Below are 16924 nucleotides of genomic sequence, written 5' to 3' on the forward strand. Positions count from 1 at the left end.
ATCAGCCCGCTTGTCGACCCATCAGGTCGATCGGCCCCGTCTTATGTCCCCTTGGCCGCCTTCTCCGCCTCCCGCGCCTGCTTCAGCGCCTCGGAGAGCTTCTTCTGCGCCTCGCCGTACGCCTGCCAGTCGCCCTTCTTCAGCGCCGCCTGACCGTCGTCGTACGCCTTCTGAGCGTCCGTCAGGGCCTGCTCCAGCGTCGCGTCGCCCGGTGGGCTGGTGGTCGGCGGGCTGGTCGTCGTCGGCGGCTGCGTGGTGTCGTCCGGCGGCGGCTTCGTCGTCGACTCGCCGTCGGGGCCGAACACCTCGTCCAGCGCGGCCTTCAGCGTGGGCTGGAACCCGATCCGGTCGCCGAAGAGCACCACCACGCTCTTCATCAGCGGGTAGTTGTTGCCCGCGCCGCGTACGTACACCGGCTCCACGTACATCAGCCCGCCGTCCATCGGCACGGTGAGCAGATTGCCGTACTCCACGGTGGTGTCCGCGCCCGCCCGTTTGAGCTGGTTGATCTGCGGCGCGACCTTGTTGTCGGAGTTGAGCTTGGCCTGCACCTGTTTGGGCCCGTCGACCGTGGTGTTCGGCGGCAGTTGCAGCACTCTGATCGTGCCGTAGTCCTTGCTGGACGCGTCGGCGTTCACCGCCATGAACGCGCTCAGGTTGGAGCGGTCGTTCGGCGTGAAGGTGGACGTCAGCGAGAACGCCTGCTCCGACTGGTCGGGCATCTTCAGACTCAGGTAGTACGGCGGCACCGCCTTGCCCGTCTGGGCGGCCGGGTCGTCCGGGACCTCCCACACCTCACTGCCGGTGTAGAAGGTGGACGCCTTGGTGACGTGGTACTTGGTGAGCAGTTGCCGCTGCACCTTGAACAGGTCCTGGGGGTAGCGCAGGTGGTCCATCAGCTCGGCGCTGATCTTGTCCTTCGGCTGCACCGTGTGCGGGAACGCCTTCATCCACGTCTTGAGCACCGGGTCCTGGGTGTCCCACTGGTAGAGCGTGACCTCACCGGTGTACGCGTTCACGGTCGCCTTGACCGAGTTGCGGATGTAGTTGACCTGATTCTGCTGCGCGATGACGGACCGCTGGTCGTCGGTGAGCGAGTCGGTCGTGGTGTCGCCGAGCGTGGTGCGCGACGCGTACGGATAGCCGTTGGTGGTGGTGTACGCGTCGACGATCCACTCCACCTGGCCGTTGACCACGGCCGGGTACGGGTCGCCGTCGATGGTCAGCCAGGGCGCGACCGACTCCACCCGCTCCTTGGGAGTGCGGTTGTAGAGGATCTTCGAGCCCTTGCCGATCGCCCCCGAGTACAGGATCTGCGGCTCGCCGAACTGCACCGCGTACGCCGCCCGCGTCAGCGGGTTGGACAGGTCCACGCCGCTCTTGCCGGTGTACGTGAACGGTTTCTCGCCGCCCGCGTCGGTGTAGTCGATCTCCTGGGTCGGACCGCCGACGATCGAGTACTGCGTCGTCCGCTCGCCGTAGTAGACCCGCTGCTCGTACGTGCCGAGCTGGCCGGTGGTCGGCAGGTCCTTCTCGGTGAAGGCCGGTGAGCCGTCACTGGACACATCGGTGCCCTTGGCGGCGACGATGCCGTAGCCGTGGGTGTACTTGAAGTGGTCGTTGATCCAGTTGTTCTCGGGGATGCCGTTGATGTTCAGCTCGCGCAGGCCGACGACCGTGTCCTGCTCCTTGCCCTTGGCGTCGCTGTAGCGGTCGACGTCGAGCGTGGAGGGGAAGGCGTAGTAGCCGCGCGTCTGCTGCAACTGCTGGTACGTGGGCGAGACCACGTTCGGGTCCAGCACGCGCACGCTCGCCGTGGTGTCCGCGTCGGCCCGCAGCTTTTCCGTACTGGACTCGCTGGTGCCGCTGTACGGCTTCACCTGGCTGTCCTTGATGCCGTACGCGGCCCGCGTGGCATCGATGTTCTTCTGGATGTACGGCGCTTCCTTGGCCGCCTCGTTCGGCTGCACCTGGAACTTCTGCACGATGGCCGGGTAGAGGCCGCCGATCAGGATCGCCGAGAGCACCATCAGGCCGAAGCCGATCATCGGCAGCGACCAGGTGCGGCGCCAGAGCGTCGCGAAGAACAGCAGCGCGCAGATCACCGCGATGCAGAACAGGATCGTTTTGGCGGGCAGATACGCGTTCGCGTCCACGTACCGCAGACCGGTCCAGTTGTCGGTGGCCTTGAAGCCGCTGGACTTCACCGCGAGGCCGTAGCGGTCCAGCCAGTAGGCGACCGCCTTGAGCGAGATGAAGATGCCCAGCAGGACCGACAGATGCCCGGTGGCGGCGGCCGTGGCCCGGCCGCCGGGCGAGGTGATCCGCAGCCCGCCGTACAGGTAGTGCACCAGGGCGGCGGCGACCAGCGAGAGCACCACGGCCGCGAAGCCGAAGCTCAGCAGGAAGCGGTACCAGGGCAGGTCGAAGGCGTAGAAGGACACGTCCTTGTGGAACTGCGGGTCCTTGACGTTGAACTTCGTGGCGTTCGTCCACAGCAGCCACAGCCGCCACTGCCCCGAGGCCGATCCGCCGGCGATGAGCCCGACCACCGCGCAGACCCCGAGGAGCACCCACTTCTTGTACGGCGCGAGACCCATCCGGTAGCGGTCGAGGCTCTGCTGCTCCAGCGACATCGCGCTGAGCGGCGGGCGGAGCCGGTGTGCCAGATAGATGTTCACGCCGACCGCTCCGGCCATCAGCAGGCCGAAGACGAAGAACAGACCGACCTTGGTCCAGAGCGTGGTGGTGAAGACCGACGAGTAGTGAACCGATCGGTACCAGAGCCAGTCGGTCCAGAATCCCGCGAAGATCACGAACGCGATCATCAGACCGGCGAGCACGCCGATCGTGATGAGCAACGTCCGGGTCCGCCGGGATGGGCGGCCGACTCTGATCCGTGGCCCCGACGATCCTCCGCCGCGGTCCGGCATCTCGAATACCAAGGTGCGCACCTCGAATTGTCCGTATTTCTGGGGTGTCCCGGGTCGGACTCCCACTGGTGCAACTTACCTACGCTTTGGCCGGTTCCCGATTCCGGCAAGGGAAGAGGCAGGATACTGACCATGTCCAACAATGCGACCGATGGTGCACCGCTCGCGGCGAGCCCGCTGACCCGTGCCGTACTGGAAATCGACGAGTACGCGTCCGGCCTCGGCTGGGACCGGCCCGCACGGCTGTTCGCCCTTGTCGACACCGCGCAGCTCCGTACGCAGGAACCCGGCCTCGCCGATCAACTCGGCCTGACCGAGACGAACGAGACGGGGTCGCTGACCCCGATCGAGCAGGACGAGCTGCCGTCCGGCACGGCGCTCGACGAGTTCCTGGCGACGATCGCGTGGCCCGAGGTGATCGCGGGCTGCGCGCTGACCGTGGAGCGGCTGATGCTGCCGCCCGCCGCCGAGGCGGCCATCCCCGAGGGCCTGGACGACGCCTCGCTGGCCACGTGGGTGGCGGCGCACCCACAGCGCCAGGAGGTGCGGATGACGGTCGCGGTGCTGCGGGACGGCGCGCGGGAGTCGGCCGTACGGCTGCGGGCCAAGGACACGCCGACCGAGGTGCTGACCGGTTCCGATCTGGTGCCGGGTCTGGCGGAGGCGCTGTCGGCGACCTTCGAGGTCTGAGCGCCCGGTGGCGCCGCCGGGCTGAACCGACCTGAGCTGACCGGGTCTGAGCTGACCGGGACCGAGCCGGTCTCAGCTCTTGCAGCTCGGCAGCGCCGCGTCGTTGCCCGACTTGATGTCCTTCAGCGCCGCCAAGGCGTCGTCGAGGGTCTTCACCTTCACCAGGGTGAGGCCCGAGGGGATGCTCTTGGCGGCCTCTTCGCAGTTGTCGGCCGGGGTGAGGAAGAACTGCGCGCCCTTGTCGCGCGCGCCGATCGTCTTCAGGCTGATGCCGCCGATCGGTCCGACCTTGCCGTTGTCGTCGATGGTGCCGGTGCCCGCGACGAACTTGCCGCCGGTCAGGTCGTCGGGCGTCAGCTTGTCGATGATGCCGAGCGCGAACATCATGCCCGCGCTGGGTCCGCCGACGTCGGCGAGCTTGATGTCGATGGTGAACGGGTACAGGTGCTCGACGCCCGCCTGGATGCCGACCACGGCGCGCGACGGGCCGCCGTCGTCCGAGGCGCGGGTGGTGATGGTCACCTTCCGCGTGGTGTCCAGCTTCTTCTTCGCGTCGGCGGCCGGGATGATCGTGAAGACCACCTTCTCGCCCGGCTTGTGCTTGGTGACCAGGCCCGCGACCTGGTCGGCCTTGGTGATCGCGGTGCCGTCGACGGCCTTGATCACATCGCCCGCGTGCAGTTCGCCCTCGGACGCCCCGCCGCTGACGACGGCCGCGACGATCACCCGTGAGGGCACGGGGATCTTCAGCGAGGTCAGCGCCGCGTACTTGGCGCTGTCCTGTGACTGGCTGAACTCCTCGGCGTTCTGCTGGTCGGCCTCCTGGGCCGTCTGCCCCTTCGGGTACAGCGTGTCGTGCTCCACGACCTTGTCGTCCCGCCGCGCCCAGCCGAGCAGGGACTCCACCAGGTTCATGGAGTAGTCGGCGCCGGTGACCCGCACGGTGGTCATGTTGAGGTGACCCGACGTCGCGTACGTCTTGTGGCCGCCGATCTGGATGACCATTTCGCCGTCGTAGCTCCCGAGCGTGTTCACCGTCGGTCCCGGCGACATCTCCGAGTACGGTGCGGGAGCCAGCAGCGCGATGCACAGCAGCGCTATCAGCGTCAGTGTCGAGGCGAGCAGCGTCGCGGTGCGGCGTGGCATGGCACGACCCTACGGGAACCGCCGGACAACCGGCCCGCGGGGTGAGTCCGGACGGGTACGCGGCCGTGCGGCGCCTGTTCTGCCGTCCCGGTGCCCGGTCCTCAGACCGTCTCGGTGTCCGGCTTCTCCGCCGACTCGGCCTGCATGGCCTGCCGGAACCGCTCGTACCCGGCGAGCGACGCGCCGTCCCCGGTGGTGCGGGTGTGCGACGCCCAGCGTGCCCAGACCGCGGCGAACACCGCGGCGACCAACGGAATGAGCAACCAAGCGAGTGCTGCCACGTCGAACTCCCGACCCCATGTACACCAAAACGGACGTATGAGCAGATTAACCGCTCTGTGCACCAACGGCCCGGTGGGGTACGGGGTTACGCCCCCGCGCGTCGCTCACGATCCGCCGGACAGGCCCTAGACGCCGACCCATTCCTCGGTGCCGTCGGTGAACGTCTGGTGCTTCCAGATCGGGACCTCGCTCTTGAGGTCGTCGATGAAGCGGCGGCTGGCCTCGAACGCCTCGCCGCGGTGCGGGCAGGAGACGGCGACGATCACCGCGATGTCGCCGACCCGCAGTTCACCCACCCGGTGGACGGCGGCCAGCGCGCGTACCGGGTAGTCGGCGGCGATCTTCTCGGCGATCCCGCGCAGTTCGGCCTCCGCGCTGGGGTGCGCCGAGTACGCCAGACCGGTGACCTCGGCGGCCGAACCGCCGTCGTGGTCGCGTACCGTCCCGACGAACAGCGCCGTGCCGCCGGCCGCGTCGTCGCCGACCGAGGCGAAGACCTCGTCCAGCGACAGCGGGGTGTCGCGGATCGCGAGCAGCCGGATCGGACCGTCGGCGGCCCGGGCGCGGTCGGCGGGGGCGGCGTGTTCGCCGTGCGTGGATGCCATGCGGCACATGCTGCCTCATATGCCCGCGATACGGAAAGCGGCTTCCACTGCCGCGGGGCGACGGACACGCCTTCGGATCTAGAGGCCGCGCCGCTTGCGGGCCCTGCGCACCAGCGCCGCCGTACCGACCAGCGCGACCGTGGCGCCCGCCGCGCCCAGCGTCGTGGCGTCCTTGCGGCCGAGCCTGCGGCCCGCGAGCGAATTGCGGCCCTCGACCTCGGCGAGCAGCTCGGCCAGCACCTCCTCGTTGGACCACTGCGGGCGCCAGCCCGCCTCGTGCAGGCGGCTGCCGCTGACCACCCACGGGTGCATCGTGTACGCGAGGTCCCCCGCGGGCGACGGGGTCAGGCCGAGGCGGTGCAGCCGGGCGGCGGCGCCGAAGGCGATGGCCGCGGGCAGCTCCATGCGCCGGATCCCGGTCAGCTCCTCGATCTCCTCCTGCTCCAGCCAGCCGTCGCAGCCCACCGCCATCTCGCCGTCGACCTTCTCCAGGACGGCGTACTCCAGCGCCGACACCAGGTCCTCGACGTGGCAGAACTGCCAGCACGGCCTGCTGCCCGCCACCACCAGCAGCCGCGGCGACTCGAAGTAGCGGGTCAGCGCGGTGTCCGTGCCGCCGACCAGGACGGCAGGGCGCAGAACCGTCACATTGAGGCCGGGGTGGGCGCGCGGGGCGCGGCGGCCGAGCCGTTCGATCTCCAGCAGGTCGTCCACGAAGCTGGCCTCCGAGGTGGCCCGCAGCGGGGCGTCCTCGGCGAGCGGCACGTCGTTGTCGGCCTGGGCGCCGTAGACCATCGCCGAGGTGCACAGCACCACGCGGTGCACGCCCGCGGCAGCGGCGGCGGTCAGTACGGTCTGCGTACCGCGCACATTGAACGCGGACCGCGCCTTGGCGTCGGATTCCAGGTCCAGGTCGAGCGCGAGGTGGACGACGACGTCCGCGCCGCGCAATTTGTCGGCGATGACCGGGTCCCGCACGTCGAGCACCCGCCACGTCGCACCGGGCACGTCACCGCGCCGTTCGTCGATCGCCACGACCTTCTTGACCTGGTCGGATTCCACGAGCCTGAGCGCCAGCTGGCGGCCCACGCCGGACGCGGCGCCGGTGATCGCGACCACCGGTCCCGACGCGGCCCTGCCCGCGCTCCGCTCTGGGCGAACGTGTCCTTCTGGGGAACTCACCGGGTGTCTCCCACGGTTGTTTCAAGTACGGGTGCGGCTGGCGCACGCCATCGGCGTGACGTCGGTACGCAGCCATCCTGCCTGACACGTGTCTAGGCTGGAGGTACTGCCCGTACACCGAGCCCGACACAACCCCAGCCCATCACAACACAGAGCCGAGGAATCCCGTGAGTGACAACCCATTCGGATTCGGCGTCCCTCCCGAGGAGCCCGAGGACGGGGACGACGGCCGGAAGAACAAGGGCGAAGGGGGCCAGGGCGGAGCGCCGAACCCGTTCGGCTTCGGTGGCGTCGGCGGCGGCGCCGCCGGCGACAACCCGTTCGCGGCGATGTTCGGCTCGCTCAACCCCAACGACCTGGGGGCCGCCTTCCAGCAGCTCGGCCAGATGCTGTCCTACGACGGCGGCCCGGTGAACTGGGACATGGCCAAGGACATCGCCCGCCAGACGGTCGCCCAGGGCACCCAGGACGGCGTCAAGGACGCGACCGTCGGCCGCGCCGACCGCTCGTGGGTCGAGGAGGCCGTACGGCTGGCGGATCTGTGGCTGGACAGCGCCACCTCGCTGCCGTCCGGGTCCGGCTCCGCGGTGGCCTGGAGCCGCGCGGAGTGGGTCGAGGCGACGCTTCCGGTGTGGAAGGAGCTGGTCGACCCGGTCGCCGAGCGCGTCGCCGGGGCGATGGGCGATGTGCTGCCCGAGGAGATGCAGGCCATGTCCGGCCCGCTGATCGGGATGATGCGCTCGATGGGCGGCGCGATGTTCGGCTCCCAGATCGGGCAGGCGCTCGGCACCCTGGCCGGTGAGGTCGTCGGCTCCACCGATGTCGGCCTGCCCCTGGGCCCGGCGGGCAAGGCGGCGCTGCTCCCCGCGAATGTGACCGCCTTCGGCGAGGGCCTGGGCGTCCCGCAGGAGGAGGTGCGGCTCTACCTGGCGCTGCGCGAGAGCGCCCACCAGCGGCTCTTCGCGCACGTGCCGTGGCTGCGCGCGCATCTGTTCGGCGCCGTGGAGGGTTACGCGCGCGGGATCAAGGTCGACACCGCGCGGCTGGAGGAGGCGGTGGGGCAGCTCGACCCCTCGCAGCCCGAGCAGCTTCAGGAAGCGCTTCAGCAGGGCATGTTCCAGCCCGAGGACACCCCGGCGCAGAAGGCGGCGCTGGCCCGCCTGGAGACGGCCCTCGCGCTCGTCGAGGGCTGGGTGGACGCGGTCGTGCACGAGGCCGCCGCCCCGCACCTGCCGTCCGCGGGCGCGCTGCGCGAGACGCTGCGCCGCCGCCGCGCCACCGGCGGTCCCGCCGAGCAGACCTTCGCCACCCTGATCGGTCTTGAGCTGCGGCCCCGCAGGCTGCGGGACGCCTCCCGGCTGTGGGCCTCGCTGACCGACGCCCGCGGTGTCGACGGCCGCGACGGCCTGTGGGCGCACCCCGACATGCTGCCGACCGCCGCCGACCTGGACGACCCGGACGGCTTCGTGCACAGCGAGGGCGTCGACTTCTCCGAGCTGGACAAGATGCTCGGCGAGGCCGCGAGCGGCGGCGACCGCAAGCCCGAGGCGCCCGGCGACGCGGCCGACAAGGGCGAGAACCCCGACGAGGACGGCGACTCCGGCAAGTGAGCCTTCTGCACGCGGACGCGGTCGGCGTCCTGGAGCGGTGGAGTGCGCCCGACGAGGGGCAGGAGCGGCTGCGCGAGGAGTATCTGGCGCACCTGGCGGCGTATCCCGACGGCATGTGGAAGGCGTGCGCCGACGGGCACATCACGGCGAGCGCGCTGGTGGTCGACCCGCCGCGCGAGCGCGCCCTGCTGACGCTGCACGCCAAGCTGCGCCTGTGGCTCCAGACCGGCGGCCACTGCGAGCCGCAGGACACCACCCTGGCCGGGGCGGCGCTGCGGGAGAGCGCGGAGGAGTCCGGGATCGCCGGTCTCGGCCTGCTGCGGCCCGAGCCGGTGGCTCTGGACCGGCACCGTACGCCCTGCGCGTGGCATCTGGACGTGCAGTACGCGGTCGTCGCCCCCGAGGGCGCCGTCGAGGCGATCAGCGACGAGTCGCTGGATCTGCGCTGGTTCGGCTACGACGAGGTCGCGGCGGTCGCCGACAGCTCCGTACAGGCGCTGCTGGGCCGGATACGCGCGCTGACGCGGAGCGCCTGACACCGGCCGGAAAGAGGTGGCCGTTCAGGACCCGGGTCCTGAACGGCCACCTCTTTTGTGCGGCTTTTCACGGCGTTCGTACGACGAGGTCGGCGGCTCTCGTACGGCGAGGTCAGTTGGACCAGATGTTGCCCTGGTTCTGACCGTGGCCCTGCGGGCCCATGCCGTACTGGGCGCGTACGCCCTGGCCGATCACCGCGTTCTGCGGCGGCATCAGCTCGCTGGGCTGGACCAGGACGTATCCCTGGCCGACGAAGTTCAGCTCCCAGCCCTCGCCGGTGTTGCCGCGGCGGCGGAAGACGGAGGAGCTGCTGGTCTGCGCCTGCATCTGGACGCGCAGGCTGGTCGACCAGGCGACGACGGCGTCCGCGTCGCAGGACACGTACTTGTCGGGCGTGACCGGCATCAGCAGCGGCTTGCCCGACGTCATCAGGGCGACCTTGCCCTGCCCCGAGATGTTGAGGTTGTACGCGCCCGTGCCGGACAGGCCGAACTGGCTGTCCACCGCGATCACGTCCCAGTGCAGCCCGGAGTCGAGCGCGAGGACGTACGCGCTGTCGACGGTCAGGCCCTCGTGGTCGACGTCCAGGATGTGGATCTGCTGGGCGAGGTTGGCGAGGTAGACGGTGCCCTGCCCGGAGCAGCGCATCAGGTCGAGGCCCTCGCCGGTGTGGCGGCGGGCGCCGCGCTGGCCCTGCGACTGGTACTCGCCGTCGAATTCGATCATGCCCTGGTAGGCGACCATCGAGCCCTTGCGGGCCAGGCAGTCGGGGCCGGTGTTGCCGTCGAGGCGGACCCGCAGGAGGTAGGAATTCTGCAGGGTGTAGTGGTCCTGGTTCTGGACCTCGGTGAATGCGAAAAGCGGGCTCTGCATGATGGTGTCGCTCCCCCTCAGCCCCGGATCCGGAGACGGTCAGTGCTGTCCTCGCTGGGCTGGACGACCACGAAGCCCTGGCCGGAGAAGGCGATCTGGAAGGCCTCCCCGCTGCCGCGGCCGATCAGCGCCCCGGCCCTGAAGCTGCGCTTGGCCTTCATCTTCAGCCCCGACGACCAGGCGACGAGCGCGTCCGGGTCGACGTAGGTCTCGTCGGCGCCGCTGCCGCAGTCGACCACGATCGGCGTGCCGCGCGAGGTCACCGCGACCCAGCCCTGACCGCTGACCCCGACGTTGAACAGGCCCTGACCGGCGAATTTGGCCAGCCCCTTGACCCGCTCGACACCCCAGGTGAGGTGCGCGTCGAAGGCGAGCAGATTCGTGCCGTTGACGGAGACCGACTCGTTGTTGAGATTGAGACAGACCACGTCGGCGCCGTAGTCGGCGAGGTAGAGCAGGCCGTCACCGCTGCACTTCATCAGCGGGGCGCTCTCGCCGGTCAGCCAGGCCGAGGCCATCTGCCGTACGGCGGGCGGGTTGGGCTCGTACTGCACGAAGCCCTCGTAGGCGACCATCGAGCCGGTGCGCGCGAAGAGGTCCTGGCCGGTCACCATGGCGACCTTGAGCATCGACGAGCCGTGGTTCTCCATCCGGGCGGCCACCGGTGCCGGTGCGTAGCCCGCGATCATCTGCTGGTCCATGGCGGGTCACACCTCGTAGGGCTGGACGACGATGAAATTACCGGGGGCGCCGCGGAACTGGAGGTTCACGGTCTCGCCGCTGTGGCCGGGATACGCGGTCCTGCGCAGCCGTACCTGGCTGGAGACGATCACCTGCGAGGCGGCCGACCAGGCGACGATCGCGTTGCTGTCCGCGTAGGTGGTCGGGGTGACGGGCAGCACGACGGGGGTGCCGTGCGTCTTCACGATGACCGTGCCGGTGCCCTGGAACTGCATGGTGAACAGGGCGCCGCCGGGGATGCCGTGGCCCTCGATCCTGCGCACCTCGTGCTGGAGGGATTCGTCGAAGGCCAGCACATTCTCCGCCGAGACGCAGATGGCGTCGCCCTGGAGCTCGATGGGGTGCAGATAGGCGGCGTTCTCCGCGAAGAAGACCTGGCCGCCGCCGGTGCAGCGCATGAGCTGCATCTCCTGGCCCGTGGCGTTGCCGACGATGCGGCCGGTGAAACCGGCACCCTTGTAGCCGAAATCGACTTTGCCCTGGTAGAGCACCATGCTGCCCTGGCGGGCGAGGACCGGCTGGCCGCCGCCCTGGCCGAGGTCGGCGCGCATCATCTTCGGATTCTGCTGCGTCCAGCGCTGGCCGGTGGGCGTCTCGCGGTACTTCTGCATGGCGGCGGCGAGGCCCGCGTTCTGCGCGGGGACGGCGGGGGCCGCGTAGCCGCCGCCGGGCGGGCCGGGGGGACCCGGCTGGCCCGGCACCTGGCCGAAGGGCGGCTGACCGCCGAATCCGGGGGCGGCGGGGGGCGCGCCGGGCGGCGGGACCTGGCCGAAGGGCGGCTGTCCCGGCGGGGCCTGGCCGGGCGGCGCGGTCAGGGGCGCGACCATGGTGGGCGCCTGGTGGAGGCCGGGGTTGCCGGGCGGCGGCGCGAAGCCCTGCGGCGCGGGCGCGGCGGGCGGGCCGGGAGGCGCGCCGAAGGCGGGCGCGGGAGCCGGGGGCGGTACGGGGGCGGCCGGCGCGGGTGCTCCGAAGGCCGGAGCGGGGGCCGCCGCGGGGCCGGGCGGGGGTGCGAAGCCGGGTACGGCGCCGGGCGGCGCGAAACCGGGGGCCGCGGCCTGCTCGGGCGCGGCGGGCTCGTCCTCGGCGACCTCGCCGCCGAAATTCCGCAGCAGCGCGTCGAGCCCGCCGTCGAAGCCCTGGCCGACGGCGGCGAAACGCCACACGTCCTTGAGATAGATGTCCGCGACCATCACGGCGCGTTCGGTGGTGAATTCCGCGCCGGTGAAGGCGTACCGCGCGACTTCCTCACCGCCCGCGACGAGCCGCAGATAACCGGGGGCGACCTGCGACATCTGCCCGTTGCCGTCGATCGTCGCGGTGAAGGCCAGCTTGTGCACGTTCGCCGGTATGCGGTCGAGAGTGACACGGAAGGACTCGGTGTCGCCGGACTGCGCGCCGAGGAGCTGGATCGACTCCTCGGGCGACTTGGGCTGGTTGAAGAAGATGAAGTAACGGTCGTCCGACAGTTGTTCCTTGTCGTCGAGCCCGAAACAACTGATGTCGAAGGTCAGGCCGGGGCCGGAGATCTGTACACCGACATACAGATCCGTCCCCGCCGTCAGATCACTGATCTTGGCCTTGTGGCCACGCTGGAATTCCCTGGCCATGGATACGACCGTCCCCCATCCCCTCATTGCTGCGCTCGCGATGCGGCGCTTGTGCTGCCGCGCCGACGTGGCGACAGGCTAACCGGTCGTGCCGACAGCGGCTATTCCTCGCGGGAACCGGGCGGATGCGGCAGCCGATCGGCCGCCACGACGCCCTCCAGGAAGCCGCGGGCGCGCTCGGTGCGCGGATAGCTCTCCAGCAGTCGCCAGAAGCTCGGGCCGTGTCCCGGCACGAGCAGGTGCGCCAGCTCGTGCAGCAGCACGTAGTCGATGACGTACTCGGGCATCCCCTGGAGGCGGTGCGACAGGCGGATGCTGCCCTCGGAGGGCGTGCACGAGCCCCAGCGGGAATTCTGGTTGGTGACCCAGCGGACCGTGTCGGGCACGGCCCGGCCGAGCAGATACTGCTCGGACAGCCGTTCCGCGCGGGCGGCCAGCTCGTCGTCGCCGGGCATCCGGCGGCTCTCCTGCGCCGCCAGCTTCTCCAGCATCGTGGTCACCCAGCGCTGCTCCTCGGCCGCCGACATTCGGGCCGGAATCAGCACGACAGTTCGGTCGCCGTCGCGATATGCCGAAACCGTTCGGCGCCTGCGGGCACTGCGGCGTACTTCCACCGCATTGGTCCGTAGGCCGCTTGCGGGCTGGCTGGAGAGGCTACGCGCTGGATCGGCGGACACGCCTTCGACGTTACCCGCTGCGTGTCCGGGAAGTCCCGTCTCCCGGCCGGTTCGCATGGGAATCACCTCGCTTCATACGCATATTGAACGACTATCCCCCACAACCTGTGGATAACTCTCCGGGAGTTTCGCCGGGAAATGGCATGCTGAGTTCTGTCGCTTACGGAGAGTGACGAGGGAAGTCGGAATGGGGAATTTCGCCGGGCGGGCCGGATGGACGGGACGGGCTGGCCGGTGGGCGGCTCTCCCGGTGGACCTTCTGGTGGACGTCCTGGTGGACCTCCCGGTGGATCGAGTGAACGGATGGACGGGGGTGACGGTCATGCGTCCCATGCTCAAGAGCGCGCTGCGCCGCAGTTGGCGGGACAGGGAGAGCGTGCAGTTCGGGGTGGACCCGGCGCACGCGGTGGTGCTGGAGCCGGTCGACGGCGCGGCGGCCGGTTTTCTCGACCTGCTCGACGGCACGCGCGGCGCCGACACGCTGACCCGTGACGCGGGTGCGCTGGGCCTCGGGCCCGCGCAGGTCAGACGGCTGCTGGGGCTGCTCGCCGAGGGCGGCGTGCTGGACGACGCGGCGGCGCACGGCGCGCTGGCGGAGGCGGTACGGCACCGGGCGGCGGCCCTGGACCGGCTGAGACCCGATCTGGCGGCACTCTCGGTGGTCCACCCGGGTCCCGGCGGGGCGGCGGGCCGGATACGGCACCGCAGGGCGGCACGGGTGCGGGTGCACGGGGCCGGGCGGGTCGGCGCCGCCGTGGCCTCGGTGCTGTCGGCGGCCGGGGTGGGCTCGGTGGACGTGCTGGACAGCGGTCGCGTCGAGCCGTGGGACACCGGCCCCTGCGGCATCCCGGCCGACCACATCGGGGACCGGCGGGACGCGGCGGCCCGTGGCGCGGTACGGCGGGCGGCGCCGGGGCCGCGTACGACGCCGGGCGAGCGCGGCAGACCCGGCGCCACGGTGGTGGTGATCGCGCCGAGGGACGGGCTGGACGCCTGGGCACCGGATCCGGGCGAGTCCCGGCGGCTGGTCGCCTCCGGGGTGCCGCATCTCTACACGGGTGTGGTCGAGGGGACGGGCGTGGTCGGTCCGCTGGTGCTGCCGGGGCGGACGGCGTGCGGGGAGTGCCTGGGGCTGCGGCTGGCCGACGAGGACCCGGCCTGGCCCCGGATGCTGGCCCAGCTCAGGTCGGGGCGGCAGCCCGCGGTGCCCGCCTGCGACATCGCGCTGGCCACCTCGGTGGCCGGGCTGGCGGCCGGACACGTGCTGGCGCACCTGGATGGACGGGTGGCGCCGGGGGTAGGCGGCCGGGTGGAGATGTCGCTGTCCCGGCTCACCACCAAGGTCAGGGCGCTGCCCGGTGACAGCCGCTGCGGGTGCGGTGCCGGGACCGCCCGCGGGACGCGGGACGGCCGGGACACCTGGGGCGACGCAGACGGGGGCAAAGCGGCGGAGCCGACGACAACCGGTGCTCGCTGGGACGGGGCGCCGGTGGCGGGGGGCACAATGGCCATGTGACCGACGGGAAATGAGGGGCGCATGTCTGATCTTCCGCGCAAGGCTGTGACCCGTACCGCGAAGCTGGCGGCGCTCCCTCTCGGGTTCGCCGGACGGGCCACGCTCGGACTGGGAAAGCGGCTGGGGGGCAGACCGGCCGACGAGGTCGCGACCGAGTTGCAGGAGCGGACCGCGGAACAGCTCTTCAAGGTGCTCGGCGAGCTGAAGGGCGGGGCCATGAAGTTCGGCCAGGCCCTGTCGGTCTTCGAGTCGGCGCTGCCGGAGGACATCGCCGGGCCCTACCGGGCGGCGCTCACCAAGCTCCAGGAGGCCGCCCCGCCGATGCCCGCCCGCACCGTGCACAAGGTGCTGGCGGAGCGGCTGGGCAAGGACTGGCGCTCACTGTTCAGCGAGTTCGAGGACACCCCGGCCGCCGCCGCGTCGATCGGCCAGGTGCACCGGGCGGTGTGGAGCGACGGGCGCAAGGTCGCGGTGAAGGTCCAGTATCCGGGGGCGGGCGACGCGCTGCTGTCCGACCTGACGCAACTGGGCCGGGTGGCACGGCTGTTCGGGCCGCTGGTGCCGGGGGTGGACGTGAAGCCGCTGCTGGTGGAGTTGCGCGAGCGGGTCGAGGAGGAGCTGGACTACGCCCTGGAGGCCAGGGCGCAGCACGCGCACGCGGAGGAGTTCGCCGAGGACCCGGACGTCCACGTGCCGGATGTGGTGCACCAGGCCGACGAGGTGCTGGTCACCGAGTGGATGGACGGCGTGCCGATGTCGGAGGTGATCTCCGGGGGCAGTCAGGAGATGCGGGACCGCGCGGGGCAGCTCCTGGCGCACTTCCTGTTCGCCGGGCCCGCCCGCACCGGGCTGCTGCACGCCGATCCGCATCCGGGGAATTTCCGGCTGCTGGTCGACGACGGGCCCGCCGAGGGCTGGCGGCTGGGCGTGCTGGACTTCGGCACCGTCGACCGGCTGCCGGAGGGGCTGCCGCTGCCGATCGGCACCGCCCTGCGGCTGGCCCTGGAGAGCGACGCCGACGAGGTCTACGCGATGCTCCGCCAGGAGGGTTTCGTGAAGCCGACGATCAAGCTGGACGCCGAGGCCGTGCTGGACTATCTGCGGCCGATCATCGAGCCGGCCGGGCGCGAGGAGTTCACCTTCGACCGGGCGTGGATGCGCGCTCAGGCGGCCCGGATCGCCGACCCGCGCTCACCCGCGCACCAGCTCGGCAAGCAGCTCAATCTGCCGCCCTCCTATCTGCTGATCCACCGCGTCACCCTCAGCACCGTCGGGGTGCTGTGCCAGCTCGGCGCGACGGTCCGGCTCCGCGACGAGCTCAACGCGTGGCTCCCCGGCTTCGACCCCGAGGGCACGGCGGAGTCGGCCTGAGCGGGCACGGACGCCGGGCGGCGGACGGCTGGCGCTGAAGGCTGGGTGCTGGGGCGGCCGGGCGGTTGGGAGCCGCGCTACCACCACGCGGAGTCGAGGCGGCTCTCGATGCTGCGGAGGTGCTGGCGCGCGCACGTGACGCAGAAGTACACGCGGTGTCCGTTCTCGACGGAGCAGGTCCACGTCAGCGGCAGGCCATCGTGGGTCTCGCCGCAGCGGGCGCACGTGGTCGTGGTCGTGGTCTGAGAGTTCTTCTGATCCACTGGTTGACGATACCTCCGCATGCGCCGCGTTTGTCGCCGTAACGCACCGCGGGGCCGGTCCTTTCGGACCGGCCCCGCGTCAAATGTTGGTAACTGCCTGACTGGTTACTGCATGACGGCCATCGCCAGTGCCCGGCGGGCACGGAGCGAGGCGCGTTCGGCACGGCGCTGGAGTCGGCGGGCGGCGAGCAGCCGCACGGACCTTCGTTCGTGTTCGGCCTCGTACAGGCGCTGTTGCATATGGGCACGCGCCAGTGCTTCTGGCATGAGTTGCATTTCGAGGTTCCTGTTCTGGTACGACGCGGGGGCGTCGGAAGTACGGGCTGCGGGGATCTCGGTGAGTGTGGGGTTCATCGGGGCCTGATTCTTCGGGTCGAGCGTGAGTGGGCGGTCAATCGTTCCGGGCAGATGCGCCGTGGTGGCGCTTCGGGTGGTGCGGGCCTTCCTGACGTTCCGGGTCGGCCGGGTCCTCCTGGCGGTCATACCGCGACCGCGTCCTTGCGCGGACGGCCACGGGGCCGCTTGCGGGGCACGACTACACCCTGGATGAACAGCTCGCCGCCCCAGACACCCCAGGGCTCGCGGCGGTCCTTGGCCCCGGCGAGGCAGGCCTCGCGGACGGGACAGGTCTGGCACAGGGACTTCGCGTACTCGACGTCCGCCGGCGACTCGGCGAAGAAGACCTCCGGGTCGTAGGTGCGGCAGGGGACGGGCACGCCGAGTCGCTCGATCTCGTCGTCGAGCTCGGTGAGGGGCAGCAAGGGAGTCTCCGGGTCGTGGTGTGCTTCTGCGGGCGAGCGGTTCAGGTCGGGCTGGGGTCCGGACGGGGCGTGCTGGGCGGTAGGCACGGTTGGTTCGTTCCTCGTCTGTCGGTCCGGCCGGTGGGCCGGT

At 70.9% G+C, this 16924-nt stretch carries 17 protein-coding genes; 5 read left to right on the forward strand and 12 right to left on the reverse strand.

From position 1 onward, the window contains the following. Positions 1-41: 41 nt before the first annotated feature. Positions 42-2933, reverse strand: coding sequence for a UPF0182 family protein (locus ACFY9V_RS15895; protein WP_355347431.1), 2892 nt, complete (start codon positions 2931-2933; stop codon positions 42-44). Between the two features lie 132 nt (positions 2934-3065). On the opposite strand from ACFY9V_RS15895, the gene ACFY9V_RS15900 reads away from it, so the two are divergent. Then, on the forward strand, positions 3066-3623 hold the full coding sequence (locus tag ACFY9V_RS15900; protein WP_355347380.1) for a PPA1309 family protein: 558 nt from the start codon (positions 3066-3068) through the stop codon (positions 3621-3623). A gap of 72 nt (positions 3624-3695) precedes the next feature. On the opposite strand, the gene ACFY9V_RS15905 is transcribed toward ACFY9V_RS15900, so the two are convergent. The 4 genes from ACFY9V_RS15905 to ACFY9V_RS15920 form a co-directional block, all read right to left on the reverse strand. Continuing rightward, positions 3696-4769 (reverse strand): S16 family serine protease, encoded by a 1074-nt coding sequence (locus tag ACFY9V_RS15905; protein ID WP_355347383.1) that lies wholly within the window; start codon positions 4767-4769, stop codon positions 3696-3698. Between the two features lie 101 nt (positions 4770-4870). Next, positions 4871-5050 carry a hypothetical protein gene (locus tag ACFY9V_RS15910; RefSeq protein ID WP_355347386.1) on the reverse strand — a complete coding sequence of 60 codons (180 nt, stop codon included), beginning with the start codon at positions 5048-5050 and terminating at the stop codon, positions 4871-4873. Positions 5051-5176: 126 nt separating this feature from the next. Next, positions 5177-5656: a molybdenum cofactor biosynthesis protein MoaE gene (locus tag ACFY9V_RS15915; protein WP_355347389.1), complete on the reverse strand. Its 480-nt coding sequence runs from the start codon at positions 5654-5656 to the stop codon at positions 5177-5179. 78 nt (positions 5657-5734) lie between these two features. Continuing rightward, positions 5735-6838 carry an SDR family oxidoreductase gene (locus tag ACFY9V_RS15920; RefSeq protein ID WP_355347392.1) on the reverse strand — a complete coding sequence of 368 codons (1104 nt, stop codon included), beginning with the start codon at positions 6836-6838 and terminating at the stop codon, positions 5735-5737. A gap of 167 nt (positions 6839-7005) precedes the next feature. Between ACFY9V_RS15920 and ACFY9V_RS15925 the strand changes: the two genes are divergently transcribed. Both ACFY9V_RS15925 and ACFY9V_RS15930 read left to right on the forward strand, forming a co-directional pair. After that, positions 7006-8448, forward strand: a complete 1443-nt coding sequence (locus ACFY9V_RS15925; RefSeq protein ID WP_355347395.1) for a zinc-dependent metalloprotease — start codon at positions 7006-7008, stop codon at positions 8446-8448. Then, entirely contained in the window at positions 8445-8984 is a 540-nt protein-coding gene (locus ACFY9V_RS15930) for an NUDIX hydrolase (RefSeq protein ID WP_355347398.1), read from the forward strand. The genes ACFY9V_RS15925 and ACFY9V_RS15930 overlap by 4 nt, the downstream gene beginning before the upstream one ends. A gap of 112 nt (positions 8985-9096) precedes the next feature. On the opposite strand, the gene ACFY9V_RS15935 is transcribed toward ACFY9V_RS15930, so the two are convergent. The 4 genes from ACFY9V_RS15935 to ACFY9V_RS15950 form a co-directional block, all read right to left on the reverse strand. Next, positions 9097-9858, reverse strand: coding sequence for an AIM24 family protein (locus tag ACFY9V_RS15935; RefSeq protein ID WP_355348694.1), 762 nt, complete (start codon positions 9856-9858; stop codon positions 9097-9099). Positions 9859-9875: 17 nt separating this feature from the next. Then, positions 9876-10559 carry an AIM24 family protein gene (locus ACFY9V_RS15940; protein WP_188285752.1) on the reverse strand — a complete coding sequence of 228 codons (684 nt, stop codon included), beginning with the start codon at positions 10557-10559 and terminating at the stop codon, positions 9876-9878. A 6-nt stretch (positions 10560-10565) separates the two neighbouring features. Continuing rightward, the gene (locus tag ACFY9V_RS15945) at positions 10566-12206 is read right to left on the reverse strand and encodes a TerD family protein (protein WP_355348690.1); all 1641 of its coding nucleotides are present in this window, start codon (positions 12204-12206) and stop codon (positions 10566-10568) included. 101 nt (positions 12207-12307) lie between these two features. Beyond that, positions 12308-12940, reverse strand: a complete 633-nt coding sequence (locus tag ACFY9V_RS15950; protein WP_355348687.1) for a M48 family metallopeptidase — start codon at positions 12938-12940, stop codon at positions 12308-12310. A 265-nt stretch (positions 12941-13205) separates the two neighbouring features. Between ACFY9V_RS15950 and ACFY9V_RS15955 the strand changes: the two genes are divergently transcribed. Together ACFY9V_RS15955 and ACFY9V_RS15960 are read left to right on the forward strand one after the other, a co-directional pair. Then, complete coding sequence (locus tag ACFY9V_RS15955; RefSeq protein WP_391161626.1) at positions 13206-14399, forward strand: ThiF family adenylyltransferase; 1194 nt, start codon at positions 13206-13208, stop codon at positions 14397-14399. A gap of 21 nt (positions 14400-14420) precedes the next feature. Then, positions 14421-15770 (forward strand): AarF/ABC1/UbiB kinase family protein, encoded by a 1350-nt coding sequence (locus tag ACFY9V_RS15960; protein ID WP_355348681.1) that lies wholly within the window; start codon positions 14421-14423, stop codon positions 15768-15770. A gap of 77 nt (positions 15771-15847) precedes the next feature. Here ACFY9V_RS15960 and ACFY9V_RS15965 read toward each other — a convergent pair whose 3' ends face one another. The 3 genes from ACFY9V_RS15965 to ACFY9V_RS15975 form a co-directional block, all read right to left on the reverse strand. Next, positions 15848-16033, reverse strand: coding sequence for a hypothetical protein (locus ACFY9V_RS15965; RefSeq protein ID WP_223187396.1), 186 nt, complete (start codon positions 16031-16033; stop codon positions 15848-15850). Between the two features lie 105 nt (positions 16034-16138). Beyond that, a complete protein-coding gene (locus ACFY9V_RS15970) occupies positions 16139-16387 on the reverse strand; it encodes a hypothetical protein (RefSeq protein ID WP_188283322.1) in 249 nt (82 codons plus the stop codon). 125 nt (positions 16388-16512) lie between these two features. Next, complete coding sequence (locus tag ACFY9V_RS15975; protein WP_391044318.1) at positions 16513-16881, reverse strand: WhiB family transcriptional regulator; 369 nt, start codon at positions 16879-16881, stop codon at positions 16513-16515. Between the last annotated feature and the right edge of the window lie 43 nt (positions 16882-16924).

This window comes from Streptomyces sp. NPDC008317, assembly GCF_042955955.1.
In the GTDB taxonomy this organism is placed as follows: Bacteria; Actinomycetota; Actinomycetes; order Streptomycetales; family Streptomycetaceae; genus Actinacidiphila.